This is a genomic window from uncultured Roseovarius sp. (assembly GCF_947489715.1).
Lineage (GTDB): Bacteria > Pseudomonadota > Alphaproteobacteria > Rhodobacterales > Rhodobacteraceae > Roseovarius.
In genome coordinates, this window is the sequence record NZ_CANLER010000001.1 from 236,302 (window position 1) to 253,132 (window position 16,831).

The following is a 16,831-nucleotide window of genomic DNA, read 5'->3' on the forward strand; positions in this document are numbered from 1 at the left end:
TAAGGCTGCATATCAGCCCAGCCTCAAAGATCAACCCGGCCAGAAGTTGCGAGCGTTAGGGGGGCGCATTTTACCTGGGTTTTGAGTAGGTTTAGGATCAGGTCACCGTTGGTCCGATTCGCCGGACGGGTGGGAATGATGATTGAGGGGGTTTGAGGCAATGAGCCAGATAGAAGAACTGCAAAGGCGGATCACCGCTGCGCTGGACAGGATCGGGCAGGGCCTGGACGAGGTGGCGCCCGGGGGCGGTGCTGATGCCGGTGAGATTGACGCGTTGAAAAAAGAGCTGGAAGACGAGAAGCTGGTCAGTGCGCAGTTGGAAGAACGGTTGAAAGCGGTGAGCCAGAAGCAGCGAGAGCGTGCCGAGGCAGAGGATGCTGCGCGTGCCGAGCAGGCCGATGCGCTGCGCAAGCTGGACACCGAGTTGCAATCCCTGCGCAAGGCCAATCAGCAATTGCGTGACAACAACAAGGCGCTGCGGGAAGCCAATGAGGCGGGCGTGGCCGAGCCTCATCTGATCAATAAATCCATGTTGGCCGAGTTGGAGGGCCTGCGTGCGGCGCGCGCGGCAGACCGGGCCGAGGCAGATGTGGTGATGGCGGATCTGGGACGGTTGATTTCAGGCGCGGCGACGGTCGAGCCCAGCCAGGCGGAGGATGCGTAATGCCAGAGGTGACGATTGAAATCGGCGGAAGGTCGTTCGAGGTAGCCTGTCAGGAGGGTGAGGAGCATTATCTGCAATCCGCCGCCAAGATGCTGGATGAAGAAGCAGCGGTCCTGGCGTCGCAGATCGGGCGTATCCCCGAAGCGCGAATGTTGCTGATGGCCGGGCTGATGCTGGCGGATAAAACCGCAGGCGTGCAGGATAAGCTGCGTGAAGTTGAAGACCGAATGGCCGAGAAAGAAGCCGAGCTGGAGCGATTGCGATCTGCGCCCCCGCCCGATGCCGAGCGGATCGAGGTGCCGGTGGTGCCGGGCCATGTGACGGATACGCTGGCCGAAATCGCGGCAAGAGCCGAAGCGCTGGCTGAAACGGTGGACGGCAAACGCGCGGGCTAAGCCTTAAACAGCACTGGAACTGGCCGGGCGGAACTTGTCCGTACGCCGAGCGAATGCGTGTTGGATAGCGGCCGCGATGCTGCGGCGTGCTGGTGACTCAGGCCCGGCGGTTTCTAGGATGAGGTTTGAAATCGGCATCTCGGGGAACCCCTGTTGTGGTCCGAGTGCCGTCATCTTTTCATTGATCGCACCACTGCCCAGAAGTGCTACGGCAACGCCCGCATCGACGGCAGCGGTAATACCTTGGACGCTTTGACTGGAATAGATCACGCGATAGGGGCGTTGCATGGCCTTTAAGGCCCCAAGCGCTGCATCGCGCCACCAGCAATCGCGATCAAAAAGAGCCACGGGCAGAACCTCGCGCGATAACAGGTCGTGATGGCGCGACATCAGCCATTGGGTCTGATCCCGCCACAGGACCGTGTCCGGATCATCGGGTGTTTCAACCTCATAGACCGCAAGATCGAGGGCTCCGTTCGCCAGAAGGCCGGGGAACCGCGCGCTCAGGTCGCAGATTACCTCAAGTTCGACGGAAGGATGCGATTGGGCAAACTCCGCGATGATCTGGGCCAGAGTGTCCTGGCTGTGATCGTCCGGGAGGCCTATTCGCAAACGCCCGGCCAATTGGTCCGCCGTCAGATGGCGCAATGTAGTGTCTAGCGTTGCGGTCACCTGCCTGGCGATGGGCAGCAGTTCTTCACCGACAGGCGTCAGCGATACGCCGCGCCCGTGGCGCCTGAACAGCGGCTGACCCAACGTCTCTTCCAGCTTTTTGATCTGCAGGCTGGCCGCCGATTGTGTGCGCAGGATACGGGCCGCCCCAAGCGTGAAACTGCCAGTGTCGGCGACAGCAATGAAGGTGCGCAGAAGATCACTATCAAGCGTATTCATTCGATATGCTCATATCAGATAAAATATATATTCGTTTTTCTTTTAACTTGATGCCACGCATATTGGCAAATGAGAAATCAGAGGATTGAACCTATGGCCGAACAGATTGAATCACGCGTGGGACTTGGCCGAATGCCGTTCTGGATGGTTGCAGCCGTGCTTTTCCTGATCGCTGCGGCGCTGATCTGGCCCGGGGATTTTGCGCAAACGGCTCTCTTCGTTGCATGGAGCCTCGTGGTAATTGCGCCATTCGTCATACCGGGCATCCTGTTGGCGGCGTGGATCATTGCCAGCGGTGCGGACAGCCGGATCGCTCGCGTTTTCGAAGGGCGGATGGGGTGGTCGATCCTTGCGGCGGCGGCGATCGGTGCGGTGACACCCGTGTGTGGCGTGACCGTGCTCCCGCTCATGGCGGGCTTGCTGGCAGGAGGCGTGCCCTTGGCGCCGGTGATGGCTTTCTGGTTGTCGTCGCCGGTAACCGACCCGGCGATGCTGGCCACCACGGCGGCGACACTTGGTGTTGCCTTTGCTGTGGGCAAGACGGTTGCTGCCTTTATGCTTGGTTTGTTGGGTGGTGCCGGTACCTTGACCGTGTCGCGGGCGGGGTGGGCCCACGATCCGCTGCGAAATAATGCAATGGTTGGGCGCATCGTGGCCGCACGCTGCGGTGGTGACATGCCATTTTTAATGGCCGTCTGGGCCGATGCAGACCGGCGGCGTGTGTTTGCGCGTCAGCTGTGGGCGACCACCAGGCTGATCCTGATCTGTCTTATCCCCGCATTTGCGGCCGAACATGTACTGAATGCTTTACTTCAGCCCGAGGCGCTGAGTGCTTACGTGGGGCAGGGAACAGCATGGGCAATTCCCCTAGCGGTTTTTGTCGGTGCGCCTGCCTATGTTGATGGTTACGCCGCCTTGCCGCTGACCCGTGCCCTGATTGACCACGGCATGTCACAAGGTGCCGCGATGGCATTTCTGGTGTCGGGCGGGGTGGTCAGCATCTGGGGCGCGATGGCGATTTTCCCGGTGCTGAAATTGCGCCCTTTCCTGCTTTATCTGCTGCTGGCGGTCACAGGTTCGTTGCTGGCGGGATACGGATTCGAAGCCGCCATGTCGTTTTGATGCGCGATCACTTTTCGCCCAAACGTTCAGGTGTCCGGCCCGAGGAGGATGGCGGAGCTGGACGATTAGAGATCCTGCGTGTGCGGTAGCGCATTCGACTAAGCAACGGTTCTGGTTCAGGCGTTCGCTTCTCGGATCTTGTCAGCGGCTTCCTTATCGTAGACCACACCATTTTGTTCAAAAAGCGTGTCCAGTTCACCCGATAGCGTCATCTCGGTGATGATGTCGCAGCCGCCCACAAACTCACCTTTAACATAAAGCTGAGGAATTGTTGGCCAGTCGGAATAATCCTTGATCCCCTGGCGGACCGCATCATCGGCCAAAACGTTGATATCGGAAAATTCGACCCCCATGAAATTCAGCACGCCGGCCACGCGGCTGGAAAAACCGCATTGTGGCATTTCCTTGGTGCCTTTCATGTAAAGCACAACGTCATTGGCTTTGACGGTTTCTTCGATCTGGGTTTTTGCGTCGGTCATGTTGACTTCCTTGCTGTGTCAGTCGCGCCTTGGGCGACGCGTCTCAATCCGGGGCTTTGGTGGTCAGCGCCAATGCGTGAATTTCGCCTTGCGGGCCGTCCATTTTACCTTTGAGGGCCGCCATTACCGCGCGTTGCTGCTGCACGCGGTTTTGGCCACGAAAGCTCTCGTCGATCACTTCGGCGGCAAAATGCGCACCGTCATCCCCTTGCACCGTGATCTGGGCATTGGGGAAGCTTTCGCGGATCAGCGCTTCGATATCTGTGGCGAGAATGGCCATCTTAGCTCTCCTTGGTTCTTCCCTTAGGATGTAGAACGCAAGGGGGAGAAGCGCAAGGTGGCTGAGGGGCTGAAATGCGTCAGATTTCTTCGCCCTTTTTCAGCAATTCGTCGATCAGCCGCCGTTGGATCGGCGCACTGTCCCCCCCTTCGAATTGCAAGGCGCCACCTGAATAGAGCGTCCCGTAGGACTGAGCGAGATTGACCGTTTGGCCCAGACTCGAGATGAACTCCTTTTTCTCCAGCGGTGAGAGCGGGTGGATAAAAGTGGCCCATAACGTGCCCTGTGCAATGGCGTAACGAGCGTCCAAAGCACTGTCAAAATTGGCTTGCATCATACGAGTGAGATCTTCGGTCGAAATCTCATCGCTTTTACGGATCGGAACCATTGCGCGCATGCGATCGGCTTTGGCATCGGTGACAACGAATACCATCGTGCCTGCCACCTCGAATTGCCATGCGGCACCGTTTGTCTGAGCTTCGGGGTCAAGCGTGCTGATGATTTGCCCCAGCGTTTCCAGGGTCATCGGCGGTTCGGAAACTGGATCGCCCTCCTGCGCGCTAAGGGCAGGGGGCAGGAAGATAATCAGGGCAGCAATGGCAATGCGGATCATGGGGCAGTCCTTTCAGATTTGCCCTGATCCTGACACGCAGGCGGATGCCTTGCCATGCGCCTGATATGAATGTGAACAAATGTTCAGTCGAAGGTCGCGCCAAATGTGCTGCGGTAAATCTGCGAGAGCGCGGTTAGCGGGGCCGCGCTATTGCCAATTTTAACCGCATCGCCAGTGAAACGACCCACGGTCTGAATCGTGACACCGGCGTTCCCGGCGGCGACCATCAGTGCTTCGGCCTGATCGAAATTGCAGGCGACCAGATAGCGACCCTGATCCTCGCCAAAGAGGATGGCGGTGTCGTCGCTGTCAAGCTGCACCCCCACACCCGCAGCTTCGGCCATCTCGAACGCGGCCACGGCCAGTCCGCCATCGGAAAGGTCGGTGCAGGCCTTGATCAGGGTATGGTTGGCACGAATGAAATCGCCATTACGTTTCTCGGTCGCCAGATCGACCGGGGGCGCATCGCCCTCTACTCGGTGAAATACTTCGGCCAGAAGGGCGGATTGGCCCAGATGGCCATGGGTTTCGCCAATGACCAGGGCCACATGGCCGTCGCGCACCTTGCCGGTGATTGCGCAATCAGGATCGCGGATCAGGCCGACCGCACCGATCGTGGGGGTGGGCAGAATGGCAGCGCCATCGGTTTCATTATAGAGCGAGACATTGCCCGAAACGATGGGCATGTCGAGCGCGGCGACCGCCTGACCGATACCGTTGATGGCACCGACGAACTGGCCCATGATCTCGGGCTTTTCGGGGTTGCCGAAATTCATGTTGTCTGTGGTCGCCAGTGGCACGGCACCAACGGCGGTAAGATTGCGATAAGCCTCGGCCACGGCCTGTTTACCACCCTCGACCGGGTTGGCCTTGACGTAGCGGGGCGTGACATCCGATGTGAAGGCCAGCAGCTTGTCGCTGCCATGCACGCGCACAAGTCCGGCGCCAAGGCCCGGTGTCCGCGCGGTATCGGCCATGACCATCGTGTCATATTGTTCGAACACCCATTCGCGCGAGCAATAGTTGGGCGAACCGATCAGTGCCTTGAGCCCGTCGATCGGATCGATATGAGCAACACTGCCGGCATCCAGAGGGGCCGCCGCAGGGGTTTCGACCCAGGGGCGGTCATATTCCGGTGCCGTCGAAGAGAGTTTCGAAAGCGGCAGGTCAGCCTTGACCTCGTTATGGTGCAGGATCAGGAAACGGTCTTCGGCGATGGTTTCGCCGACAATGGCGAAGTCCAGATCCCATTTTTCGAACACGGCCCGTGCTTCGGCCTCAAGCTCGGGCTTGAGGACCATCAGCATGCGTTCCTGGGATTCCGAGAGCATCATTTCATAAGCTGTCATGTCCTCTTCGCGCTGAGGCACATCTTCGAGCTTCAGCTTAACACCCAGACCGCCCTTGTCGCCCATTTCCACGGCTGAGCAGGTCAGACCCGCCGCGCCCATGTCCTGGATGGAGATCACCGCGCCGGTGGCCATCAGCTCAAGCGTGGCTTCCATCAGGCGCTTTTCGGTGAACGGATCGCCGACCTGAACGGTGGGGCGTTTTTCCTCGATACTGTCGTCGAACTCGGCGCTGGCCATGGTGGCGCCACCGACGCCGTCTCGCCCGGTCTTGGCACCCAGATAGACGACAGGCATGCCGACGCCGGATGCGGCCGAATAGAAGATGCTGTCGGTTTCGGCCAGGCCGGCGGCAAAGGCGTTTACCAGGCAGTTGCCGTTATAGGCAGGGTCGAACCGAACCTCGCCGCCTGCGGTGGGCACGCCGAAGCAATTGCCATAGCCGCCGACGCCCGCGACGACGCCATGTACCAGCTGGCGGGTTTTGGGATGCGAGGGTTCACCGAAAGACAGGGAGTTCATCGCGGCGATGGGACGTGCACCCATTGTGAAAACGTCGCGCAGGATGCCACCTACACCGGTCGCGGCACCCTGATAGGGTTCGATATAGGACGGGTGGTTGTGGCTTTCCATTTTGAAAACAACGCATTGGCCGTCACCAATGTCGACGATACCGGCGTTTTCACCGGGGCCACAGATCACTTGCGGGCCTTCGGTGGGCAGCGTACGCAACCATTTCTTGGAGGATTTGTAGGAACAATGTTCGTTCCACATGGCCGAGAAGATACCAAGCTCAGTAAAGCTCGGCTCGCGACCGATGATTTCAAGGATGCGCTCGTATTCGTCGGGCTTGAGGCCATGAGCTGCGATCAGCTCAGACGTGATTGCCGGGTCCTGCATGTGAATGGAATCCCCCAAAATGTCCGGTTGGCGCTTCTTTAGGGTATCGCGGGCCGGGGGGAAAGACCTTCGCGCATGTATGCTTGACCAAAACGGGCATATCGGATTGTGTGACCGCGCATTAGGGAGAGATCATGGAAAATCTGGTGAACCCATGGCGGGGTAAAGGGCTGTCGGACGAAGTGCTGAGTGGGGCGCCCGTGCCCAGTGTTGACGCGGCGGCACCAGCCGCTTTGCTGAAACAATGTCCGGCAGCGGGGGCAACGCCCTTGATCCGTATCGAGGGCCTAGGTGCGCAGGTTTGGGCTAAGGATGAACGCCAGCGCATGGGTCTTGGCAGTTTCAAGGCACTGGGGGCTGCCTATGTGATTGCGCATGAGGCTGCGGCCAACGGCAGAGATGATCTTTCAAATGCGTTGCAAGGTGAGACATTCGTCAGTTCCAGCGCGGGCAATCATGGCCTGTCTATCGCGGCTGGTGCCAAGGTATTTGGTGCAAAGGCGGTAATTTACCTGTCCGAGCATGTGCCCGAAGGGTTTGCGGAACGGTTGCGTGATCTGGGGGCCGACGTGGTGCGGGCAGGCTCGGATTACGAAGGCAGCATGACCGCGGCGATGCAGGCCGCTGATGACAACGGCTGGACCTTGCTGTCGGATACGTCATGGCCGGGGTATTTCGACATTCCGCACCGTCTGATGGAAGGGTATCTGGTAATGGCAGCCGAGGCGGTAGAGCAGATGCCCCAGACACCGACGCATATTTTTCTGCAAGCGGGTGTCGGTGGCTTGGCTGGCGCTTGCGCCGCTTATTTCCGCAAAGCGTGGGGGGATGCGCCACAGATTTTCGTGGTTGAGCCTGAATTTGCACCGGCATTGCAGGTCAGCATCCGCGATGGGAAATGCGTGAATTCCGAAGGGCCGGTTTCGGACATGGGGCGATTGGATTGTAAAGAGCCGTCGCTGATCGCGTTGAAGGGTTTGGCACTTGATGCGGATGCCTTTGTCACGATCACTGAAGAAGAAGGATTTGCCGTGCTGCCCATATTGGACGGGCAGGGCACGTCAACCAGCACGTCGGGCGGTGCGGGGCTGGCGGCGGCAATGGCATTGAAGTTGGACGCGGACGACCGCGTTCTGTGTATTATCAGCGAGGGAGCTTGAACATGAGCCAAGGTTTTCCTGAATCCGAATTTCAAACACGCACAACCGCAGCGCAGGCACGCATGGGCGAGGCCGGACTGGCCGCGATCCTGCTGACGACAGAGCCGGAAATTCGCTATTTTACCGGCTATTTGACTCGCTTTTGGGAAAGCCCCAGTCGGCCTTGGTTTCTGATCGTTCCTGCCAGCGGGAAGCCGGTGGCGGTCATTCCATCAATTGGTGCGGCTTTGATGGGAAAAACCTGGGTTGATGATATCCGAACCTGGTCTGCGCCCGAGCCTGCTGACGATGGGGTAACACTGCTTGCTGCGGCGCTGCGCGAGCTGGCTGCAGAAGGCAAGGTCGGCCTGCCTTCGGGGGCGGAAAGCCATTTGCGGATGCCGCTGACCGATTTCGAAAGGGTCAAGGCCGCCGCCGGGATGGAGTTCACCGATGACCGTGGCATCGTTGCTACGCTGCGCATGGTCAAATCCGCCGCCGAAATCGAAAAGATCTCTGCGATCTGCGCAATAGCAGGACGGGCCTTTGGCCGGGTAGGCGAGATTGCACGCGAGGGCGTGCCGTTGACGCAGGTTTTCCGAGACTTTCAGCGCCTGTTGCTTGAAGAGGGGGCCGATTGGGTGCCTTACCTCTCGGGCGGCGCGGATCAGGACGGGTATGGCGATGTTATCTCTCCTGCCAGCCATGCGCCTTTGCGGACTGGTGATGTGATGATGTTGGATACCGGCGCGGTGTTGGATGGCTATTTCTGCGACTACGATAGAAATTTCGCGATCAGTCAGGCAAGTGATGCCGCGAAGAAGGGCCATGCGCGTCTGATCGAAGCAACGCATGCGGGGCTGGAAGCAGCCCGCGTCGGCGCGCGTGCCAGTGATGTCTGGAAGGCGATGGCGGATATTGTCGGCGGGGGTGAAGGCGTCGGTCGTATGGGGCACGGGCTGGGTATGCAGCTGACGGAAGGCCTGTCGCTTACATCGAAAGATCATACGATCCTGCAAGCGGGTATGGTGATCACGCTTGAGCCTGGGGTAGGGACCGGAGCAGAAACCATGATGGTTCACGAAGAGAATATCGTGATCGAGGCGTCTGGTCCAAGACTGCTGTCCCCCTTGGCCACGGCTGAACTGCCGGTTATCTGAGGGCAAACTCCAATAACGGCAATGTGCGTCCGGGCAGTGAGCCTGAGGGTGCTGTGCCGATTAAACGGGCACCCATATGTTGGTAGAAGGACGCCGCTTGCGGATCCGCTTCGATCAGAAGGCGCGTCGCGGACATGCTGCGCGCCGATAATACACACCAATCAAAAAGGCATCGGCCTGCGCCCGTGCCGATGAAGGGTGGGTCGACAAAAAGTTTGAGCAGGTTGGCATCGTCGCCTTCGCGGGCAACCTGCGCCATACCGACCAGTTGACCGTCCAGTTTGATCGCGGCCAACCGGGTAGAGATGACATCCTGGGGCGTGACCGTCAACTCATCTTTGCAGGCCGCTATAAATTCGCTGTCATATCCCCAATGGGCTTTGGACCGCATGTTGAGCGCCGAAAGTGCATCAAGCTCTAAGGGGCGAGGCGCGCGGATTTCGAAATCAGTCATGAGACCGATTTAAGCCCGGTGCTGGCCATTCGCAATGCAGCAAAAAAAGGGCCGAGCATTAAGCTCGGCCTTAGTCCAACAGGGAGGTATGATGGTGAACCGCCTCTCGGCTATCACCGTCAGGAGTTGAATTAGGCATCGAAAGTGAGTCGTTCAAGAACAATAATGCCGCACCCGCAGCATTGCCGGTATGCAATTTGTGCATATCGACACTAAAATCTACGCAACATCTTGTTTTTTAAGGTTTTTCCTGTAGATGATGATTTCTTCCTGAACAAAGTCGCGGAAGGCGGCAATGCGCTTGGAATGCCGTAATTCCTCGGGGTAGGCTAAAAATACGGGGACTTCGACCGATTCTACCTCGGGTAGAACGGGGACAAGCTGTGGGAAGTCATTGATCAGGTAGTCCGGCAAGACCCCGATTCCGAGATTATTCAGCACGCTTTGCAACACGCCATAGTAGTTGTTGACCGTCAACAATGACGGAATATCGTGGGTCATCAGTTCATTTACCAGCACTGCACCGGCGCCAACTTGTGCCGATCGGGGGTTTTGACAAATCAGGCGATGGTCGTGCAGGTCAGTCGGGCTTTGTGGCATCGGGTGCGTTTCAAGATAGCTTTTTGCGGCATAAAGCTTCATGTGCACGCTCATCAGCCGTTTGCGGATCAGGTCTGCCTGGCTGGGCTCTTTCATGCGGATGGCCACGTCGGCCTCGCGCATGGGCAGGTCGAGCACTTTTTCTTCGAGCATGAGGTCAATTTTCAGGTCGGGATAGTTTTCGTAAAGTTTGGGCAGGCGCGGGGCCAGCCAAAGTGTTCCAAAACCGATTGTTGTTGTCACGCGAAGCTCGCCAAACACTTCTTCTTCGCTGTCGCGAATGCGGGCTGTGGCGGCATCAAGGCGTTTCATCATTGCGCGGGTGGCGTCGAACAGTAATTCACCCTGTTCAGTCAGAATCAGCCCGCGTGCGTGGCGGTGAAACAACGTGGCATTCAGTGATTCTTCAAGCGCTCTGATCTGCCGTGAGACGGCGGATTGCGACAAATGCAACTGGTCACCTGCATGTGTCAGGCTGCCAGCATCCGCCACCGCGTGAAATATTCTGAGCTTGTCCCAATCCATACCCGCAACTTTCGATTCAAACTTCCACCGCTCACGCAATAGCAAAAAACTTCAAGAGATACACCGCCCATCGCCATAAATCTGCTTGGTAGGTCAGGATTTTTGACCTATTATCAGGCTATATTGAATCCAGCAATCCACGCCGTGGGGAGGCCGCAATGGGCAAGCAAGAGATATCACTGAACGATCGGTTCGATCTGGAGAAATCGCCGATATTGCTGAACGGAACACAAGCGCTGGTGCGTTTAATGCTGACGCAAGCCGCTCGCGACAAGGCGGCGGGGTTGAACACCGCAGGATATGTGACCGGATATCGGGGCTCTCCTTTGGGCGCGGTCGATTTGCAGATGACCCGTGCAGCAAATCTGCTGGGCAAATCAAATGTCATGTTCAACGAAGGTTTGAACGAGGATCTGGCAGCGACGGCGCTGTGGGGAAGCCAGCAAGCTGAATTGCGTGGGGAAGGCAAATACGACGGTGTGTTTGGTCTCTGGTACGGCAAAGGGCCTGGGGTGGACCGGACAGGGGATGTGATGCGCCATGCCAACATGGCTGGGACCAGCACGCATGGTGGTGTGCTGATGGCGATGGGCGACGACCATACGGGAGAATCGTCAACCGTACTGCATCAATCCGAATGGGCTTTGGTGGACGCCTACATGCCCGTGGTTAGCCCGGCTGGCGTACAGGAGATCATCGATTACGGCATCTACGGTTATGCGCTCAGCCGGTTTTCTGGCCTTTGGGTGGGGCTGAAGACCATGAAAGACACTGTCGAAGCCACGTCGGTTGTGGATGGTCGTGTAGACCGGATGAAGCTGGTGACGCCCGAGTTCCAGATGCCCGATGGTGGTTTGAACATACGGCTGGGCGATACACCGCACCTGCAAGAAGCACGAATGATCGACTTTAAACGCTTCGCCGCCGAAGAGTTCAGCCGAGCCAACAATATGGACAAGCGCATGTTCGGCAAGCCCGGGGCCAAAATCGGCTTCGTCGCGGCCGGGAAAAACTGGCTTGATCTGGTGCATGCGCTGGACCTTTTGGGAATCGACGCCGATGAGGCAGAGCGTCTGGGGATCACGACGTACAAAATCGGCCAGACTTTCCCACTGGACATGAAAGGATTCCATGAATGGGCGGAAGGTCTGGATCTGATTGTTATCGTAGAGGAAAAACGAAAACTGATCGAAGTTCAGGTCAAGGAAGCCATTTTCGATGACCGGCAGGGGCGTCGTGTCTACGGTTGGTACAAGGGTGGCGCTGGTGGCATGCACCGCGAAGAGCTGTTTCCGACCCGTGGTGCTCTTGATCCGATCATGATCGCCGAAAAGCTGGGTGAAATCCTTATAGAAGAAGGCCGCGGAACGGAACGCGTCAAGGCGGGGCTGGAATTGCTGGCCGATGCAAGACGGAATGACAATGCCGATGAAATTGCCTCGCGCCTGCCTTACTTCTGCTCGGGCTGCCCGCATAATTCTTCGACCAAGCTGCCAGATGGTGCCCGTGCCTATGCCGGGATCGGCTGTCATTACATGGTGCAATGGATGGACCGCGAAACCACCGGGTTTACGCATATGGGCGGGGAAGGTGCGAACTGGATCGGTGAAGCACCATTTTCGACCCGCAATCACGTTTTCCAGAATCTGGGTGACGGCACGTATAATCACTCTGGCGTACAGGCCATTCGCGCGGCTTTGGCCGCTGGGACAAATATCACCTACAAGATTCTGTACAACGACGCGGTCGCGATGACAGGAGGTCAGCCGAATGAGGGCGGCTTGGACGCCCCGCGTATTGTCGCTGAGTTGAAGGCGATGGGGGTTTCGAACCTGGCTGTTGTCTATGATGAAAAAGAAGAAATTGACTTTAAATCCTTCCCGCATGGCATTGAAATAAAAGAGCGTTCCGAATTGATGAACGTCCAGAACAGCATGTCCGAGAAAGAAGGGGTCTCGGCCATCGTTTATATCCAGACCTGCGCGGCGGAGAAGCGACGCCGCCGCAAGCGCGGTCTGTTCCCGGATCCGGATAAACGCGTATTCATCAATACGGATATCTGTGAGGGGTGCGGAGATTGCGGTGCCCAATCGAACTGTGTGTCGATTGTGCCGGTTGAGACTGAACTGGGGCGCAAGCGGGCGATCGACCAGTCAAGCTGCAACAAGGATTTTAGCTGCCTCAAAGGATTTTGCCCCTCGTTCGTTACTCTCGAAGGTGCGAAAATTCGAAAAGAGCAAACGGCCGAGATCGAAATACCCGATCTGCCGCAGCCAAAATTACCCGAGATTGATGGTACCCATAACGTCGTCATCACTGGCGTCGGTGGGACGGGTGTGGTGACAATCGGTGCTGTTCTGGCGCAGGCGGCTCAACTTGATGGCAAAGGTGCAGGCATGATGGAAATGGCCGGACTTGCCCAGAAGGGCGGCGCCGTTCATATCCACTGTCGCCTCGCTAACAGCCCCGAAGATATCAATGCGATCCGTGTGGCGACCGGTGAATGCGACGCGCTGATTGGCGGTGATCTGGTGGTCAGCGCCGGTGCAAAAACCCTCGGATTGACAAATCTTGGCCGAACAGGGGCTGTCGTCAACAGCCACGAGATCATCACCGGAGACTTTACCCGCGATACTGAATTCAAATTGCCAATTGACCGTCTTGAACTGGCGCTGCAAGCCCGTCTGAAAGATCGGGTCCAACTGTTCGACGCGACCGAGTTGGCACGGGCATCAATGGGTGATTCCATCTTTTCTAATATGATGATCTTCGGCGCGGCATGGCAGCGCGGACTTATCCCGTTGACCCACAAGGCGATCGCAGCAGCGATCGAGTTGAATGGAGCTGCCGTTGCCAAAAACCTGCGCGCGTTCGAAATCGGCCGGTGGGCTGCTGAGCATCCCGAAGACGCTGCGCGTGCGAGCCAACCGAAGGTGATTGAATTGCCGAAATCAACGGAAGAAAAGATTGCGTTCCGGGCGGATCATCTGGTGGCCTACCAAGGCAAGGGATTGGCCAAACGCTATCGCAAACTGGTGGATCAGATTGACAATTCGGGGCTGAAATCGGCTGTTGCGCAAGGTTATCACAAGTTGCTGTCCTACAAGGATGAATACGAGGTGGCGCGCCTATTGTTATCCAGTCAGGAAAAAGCGGCTGCTGAGTTTGAGGGTGATTTTAAAATGAGCTTTCACCTAGCGCCGCCGATGCTGTCGCGGAAGGGACCTGATGGCCGACCCGCAAAGCGAACATTCGGCCCTTGGGTGGCAAAGCCGTTGAAATTTTTGGCAAAACTCAAACGTTTGCGCGGCACACCACTTGATATCTTTGGGTATTCGGCTGAGCGCAGGATGGAACGTGCCCTGATCAAACAGTATGAACGCGATATGAAAGAGGTCTTGCCGATGCTCACGGTGCAGACGCGCGATGCTTTGCTTGCGTTGGCATTGCTGCCGCTTCAGATTCGTGGCTTTGGCCCGGTTAAACAGGCAAATGAGGCAAAAGCGGCGAAGCGGCGCGAAGAATTACTGGCGGTTATCCGAGCCGGAGGTGAGGCAGTTTCCAAAGCCGCTGAATAAAATCAAAACCTGTGTCAATCTGTGCGCGCCTACAACCGACGTAAATGGTGTCATCAGTCCGGTTTGAGGACAAGTTGATGCGGCGGATCAGCCATGTCTTGCGCGATATCAGCTATTCTATCCCGGCCTCCGCGCAAAGCGGTCGGGTGGTGATCCGGGCGACTGAAAAGCTGGCTGGTCGCGTCGAATTGATCAAACGCGTCTATGGGACATGAAATCATGGATGGAATTTCTACGCTACAAGACGTATGAGCTATCCGCGGGGACAATTGACCCCAACCTTGTCGGATTCGATTTTGAATAACGGGCGGTTTGACGGATGGCAGTAGGGGTTTTTGACAGCGGCCTTGGCGGGTTGACCGTGCTGGATGCGGTCTCAAAGCGCTTGCCGAACGTACCCTTTGTCTATTTCGGGGATAACGCTCATGCGCCCTATGGCGTGCGGGATGCGGAAAACGTTTATGATTTGACAAAATCAGCGGTGACGCGGCTTTGGGACAGTGGCTGTGATCTTGTGATCCTGGCATGCAACACCGCGTCTGCGGCTGCCCTACGGCGGATGCAAGAGGCCGGTGTGCCTCAAGGGAAGCGTGTGTTGGGTGTTTTTGTGCCTTTGATTGAGGCGCTGACCGAAAGGCAATGGGGTGACAATTCCCCACCGCGCGAAGTTGCCGTCAAGCATGTGGCGCTATTTGCGACGCCTGCCACGGTGTCGAGCCGCGCTTTTCAACGGGAATTGGCGTTTCGGGCTATCGGTGTGGACATCGAGGCACAGGCCTGTGGGGGTGTCGTTGATGCCATCGAAGAAGGCGATCTGATCCTGGCCGAGGCATTGGTGCGCAGCCATGTCGATGCGCTGAAACGCAAAATGCCCGATCCGCAGGCGGCAGTGTTAGGGTGTACTCATTATCCCTTGATGGAAAGTGCCTTTCAGGCGGCGCTTGGCCCGGATGTAAAAGTGTTCTCGCAGGCCGATCTGGTCGCGGACAGCCTCGCCGACTATTTGGAACGGCATCCCGGGATGCAGGGAAAGGGTGACGAATCGCTTTTTCTGACCACCGGAGATGCCAAGCGCGTCTCTGATCGTGCCACTCAGTTTTTGCGACGAAAAATCGAGTTTCAGGCGGCATAGATTGCCGCCGCGCTGATTATTTTCTAAACGCTACCAAGATATGTAAGAAAGAGGTCTGACATGACCCATAAAATCGCCATTCTGGGCGCCTCGGGCTATACCGGCGCAGAACTTGTACGGTTGATCGCAACCCATCCGACGATGGAAATTACGGCACTAGCTGCTAATTCCAAAGCGGGTCAGTCGATGGCTGATGTTTTCCCACATCTTCGTCATCTTGACCTGCCGGATCTGGTGACGATCGACCAGATTGACTTTGCCGGAATCGACTTGTGCTTTTGTGCCTTGCCGCATGCAACTTCGCAGGCGGTGATCAAGGCATTGCCGAAATCCCTGAAGATCGTTGACCTCAGCGCCGATTTCAGGCTGCGCGATCCCGAGGTCTATGCGCAATGGTATGGCGGGCAACATGATGCATTGGAATGCCAGGCCGAGGCAGTATATGGATTGACCGAATTTTATCGGGATGACATTCGCGCGGCTCGGTTGGTAGCAGGCACCGGGTGCAACGCTGCCACCGGCCAATACGCCCTGCGGCCATTGATCGCGGATGGTGTGATTGATCTGGATGAAATCATCATCGACCTCAAGACCGGCGTCAGCGGGGCTGGGCGGTCGCTTAAGGAAAACCTGCTTCATGCGGAGTTATCCGAAGGCGCACATGCCTATGCTGTGGGCGGTACACATCGGCATTTGGCAGAGTTTGATCAGGAATTCAGGGCTATCGCTGGTCGCCCGGTGAAAGTGCAGTTCACACCACATTTATTGCCTGCAAACAGAGGTATAGTCGCCACTATTTATGTTAAGGGGTCACCTGAAGAAGTGTATCAATCGCTGAGCCATGCCTATTCGGATGAATCATTTATTCAGGTGCTTCCCTTTGGACAACATCCGAGTACCCGGCATGTCCGTGGCAGCAATTTTTGCCATATCGGTGTGTCAGGTGACCGGATCGAAGGTCGTGCGATCGTGATTGCCGCACTTGACAACCTGACCAAAGGATCAAGCGGTCAGGCCTTGCAGAATGCTAATCTGATGTTAGGTGAAAAAGAGGAAACGGGCCTGATGCTGGCTCCGGTTTTTCCGTAGGGATTGGCAGCGATGAAGTCGCTTAAGAAAAAACGTCGGATTCAGATCATTGCCATTGCGGCCGTCGCATTGGTCGTCTCGACCGCGCTGATCGGTTATGCGATGCGCGATGGCATTAACTTTTTCCGATCCCCCAGCCAAATTGCAGCTGAACCGCCCACCTCCTCCGAAGTTTTCCGTATCGGCGGGCTGGTGGAAGAGGGCAGTCTTGTACGAGGCGAGGGGAAGACCGTTCGGTTTAATGTGACCGACGGTGGCGCAGTTGTGCCCGTGACCTATACCGGCATTCTGCCTGATCTTTTTGAGGAAAATCAGGGAATGGTCGGCACGGGTACGCTGGAAGACGGCGTTTTCAAAGCTACGGAAATTCTGGCCAAGCACGACGAAGATTACATGCCTAAAGAAGTGATCGACGCTCTGAAGGAACAGGGCACCTACCAGCCGCCGGACGGTAGTTAAGC

Annotated in this window: 17 protein-coding genes; 10 read left to right on the top strand and 7 right to left on the bottom strand. The window is 57.1% G+C overall.

Annotated elements, in window-relative coordinates; genetic code table 11:
- The first annotated feature begins 160 nt into the window (after nucleotides 1-160).
- Together Q1B27_RS01125 and Q1B27_RS01130 are read left to right on the top strand one after the other, a co-directional pair.
- Nucleotides 161-664 (top strand): hypothetical protein, encoded by a 504-nt coding sequence (locus Q1B27_RS01125; RefSeq protein WP_299842376.1) that lies wholly within the window; start codon nucleotides 161-163, stop codon nucleotides 662-664.
- On the top strand, nucleotides 664-1,059 hold the full coding sequence (locus Q1B27_RS01130) for a cell division protein ZapA (protein ID WP_299842377.1): 396 nt from the start codon (nucleotides 664-666) through the stop codon (nucleotides 1,057-1,059). The genes Q1B27_RS01125 and Q1B27_RS01130 overlap by 1 nt, the downstream gene beginning before the upstream one ends.
- 3 nt (nucleotides 1,060-1,062) lie before the next feature.
- On the opposite strand, the gene Q1B27_RS01135 is transcribed toward Q1B27_RS01130, so the two are convergent.
- Nucleotides 1,063-1,950 carry a LysR substrate-binding domain-containing protein gene (locus Q1B27_RS01135; RefSeq protein ID WP_299842378.1) on the bottom strand — a complete coding sequence of 296 codons (888 nt, stop codon included), beginning with the start codon at nucleotides 1,948-1,950 and terminating at the stop codon, nucleotides 1,063-1,065.
- 93 nt (nucleotides 1,951-2,043) lie between these two features.
- Between Q1B27_RS01135 and Q1B27_RS01140 the strand changes: the two genes are divergently transcribed.
- The gene (locus Q1B27_RS01140) at nucleotides 2,044-3,072 is read left to right on the top strand and encodes a permease (RefSeq protein WP_299842379.1); all 1,029 of its coding nucleotides are present in this window, start codon (nucleotides 2,044-2,046) and stop codon (nucleotides 3,070-3,072) included.
- 116 nt (nucleotides 3,073-3,188) lie between these two features.
- On the opposite strand, the gene grxD is transcribed toward Q1B27_RS01140, so the two are convergent.
- The 4 genes from grxD to purL all read right to left on the bottom strand — a co-directional run bounded on the left by grxD (nucleotide 3,189) and on the right by purL (nucleotide 6,693).
- A complete protein-coding gene (grxD, locus tag Q1B27_RS01145) occupies nucleotides 3,189-3,551 on the bottom strand; it encodes a Grx4 family monothiol glutaredoxin (RefSeq protein ID WP_299842380.1) in 363 nt (120 codons plus the stop codon).
- Nucleotides 3,552-3,594: 43 nt separating this feature from the next.
- Nucleotides 3,595-3,831 (bottom strand): BolA/IbaG family iron-sulfur metabolism protein, encoded by a 237-nt coding sequence (locus Q1B27_RS01150; RefSeq protein ID WP_299842381.1) that lies wholly within the window; start codon nucleotides 3,829-3,831, stop codon nucleotides 3,595-3,597.
- Nucleotides 3,832-3,910: 79 nt separating this feature from the next.
- Nucleotides 3,911-4,444, bottom strand: coding sequence for a hypothetical protein (locus Q1B27_RS01155; RefSeq protein ID WP_299842382.1), 534 nt, complete (start codon nucleotides 4,442-4,444; stop codon nucleotides 3,911-3,913).
- A gap of 83 nt (nucleotides 4,445-4,527) precedes the next feature.
- On the bottom strand, nucleotides 4,528-6,693 hold the full coding sequence (gene purL / locus Q1B27_RS01160) for a phosphoribosylformylglycinamidine synthase subunit PurL (protein WP_299842383.1): 2,166 nt from the start codon (nucleotides 6,691-6,693) through the stop codon (nucleotides 4,528-4,530).
- Between the two features lie 134 nt (nucleotides 6,694-6,827).
- Between purL and Q1B27_RS01165 the strand changes: the two genes are divergently transcribed.
- Together Q1B27_RS01165 and Q1B27_RS01170 are read left to right on the top strand one after the other, a co-directional pair.
- A complete protein-coding gene (locus Q1B27_RS01165) occupies nucleotides 6,828-7,853 on the top strand; it encodes a pyridoxal-phosphate dependent enzyme (protein WP_299842384.1) in 1,026 nt (341 codons plus the stop codon).
- A 2-nt stretch (nucleotides 7,854-7,855) separates the two neighbouring features.
- Complete coding sequence (locus Q1B27_RS01170) at nucleotides 7,856-8,992, top strand: Xaa-Pro peptidase family protein (RefSeq protein ID WP_299842385.1); 1,137 nt, start codon at nucleotides 7,856-7,858, stop codon at nucleotides 8,990-8,992.
- Here Q1B27_RS01170 and Q1B27_RS01175 read toward each other — a convergent pair.
- Nucleotides 8,985-9,446 carry a GNAT family N-acetyltransferase gene (locus tag Q1B27_RS01175; protein WP_299842386.1) on the bottom strand — a complete coding sequence of 154 codons (462 nt, stop codon included), beginning with the start codon at nucleotides 9,444-9,446 and terminating at the stop codon, nucleotides 8,985-8,987. The two genes, Q1B27_RS01170 and Q1B27_RS01175, sit on opposite strands and share 8 nt — an antisense overlap.
- A 219-nt stretch (nucleotides 9,447-9,665) precedes the next feature.
- Nucleotides 9,666-10,571: a LysR family transcriptional regulator gene (locus tag Q1B27_RS01180; protein WP_299842387.1), complete on the bottom strand. Its 906-nt coding sequence runs from the start codon at nucleotides 10,569-10,571 to the stop codon at nucleotides 9,666-9,668.
- Nucleotides 10,572-10,729: 158 nt separating this feature from the next.
- Between Q1B27_RS01180 and Q1B27_RS01185 the strand changes: the two genes are divergently transcribed.
- The 5 genes from Q1B27_RS01185 (at nucleotide 10,730) to ccmE (ending at nucleotide 16,829) form a co-directional block, all read left to right on the top strand.
- Complete coding sequence (locus tag Q1B27_RS01185) at nucleotides 10,730-14,149, top strand: indolepyruvate ferredoxin oxidoreductase family protein (protein WP_299842388.1); 3,420 nt, start codon at nucleotides 10,730-10,732, stop codon at nucleotides 14,147-14,149.
- Nucleotides 14,150-14,226: 77 nt separating this feature from the next.
- The gene (locus tag Q1B27_RS01190; RefSeq protein WP_299842389.1) at nucleotides 14,227-14,364 is read left to right on the top strand and encodes a hypothetical protein; all 138 of its coding nucleotides are present in this window, start codon (nucleotides 14,227-14,229) and stop codon (nucleotides 14,362-14,364) included.
- 104 nt (nucleotides 14,365-14,468) lie between these two features.
- Complete coding sequence (locus Q1B27_RS01195; RefSeq protein ID WP_299842392.1) at nucleotides 14,469-15,281, top strand: glutamate racemase; 813 nt, start codon at nucleotides 14,469-14,471, stop codon at nucleotides 15,279-15,281.
- 60 nt (nucleotides 15,282-15,341) lie between these two features.
- Nucleotides 15,342-16,370 (top strand): N-acetyl-gamma-glutamyl-phosphate reductase, encoded by a 1,029-nt coding sequence (gene argC, locus Q1B27_RS01200; RefSeq protein ID WP_299842395.1) that lies wholly within the window; start codon nucleotides 15,342-15,344, stop codon nucleotides 16,368-16,370.
- A gap of 12 nt (nucleotides 16,371-16,382) precedes the next feature.
- Complete coding sequence (gene ccmE, locus Q1B27_RS01205) at nucleotides 16,383-16,829, top strand: cytochrome c maturation protein CcmE (RefSeq protein WP_299842398.1); 447 nt, start codon at nucleotides 16,383-16,385, stop codon at nucleotides 16,827-16,829.
- The last annotated feature ends 2 nt before the right edge of the window (nucleotides 16,830-16,831 follow it).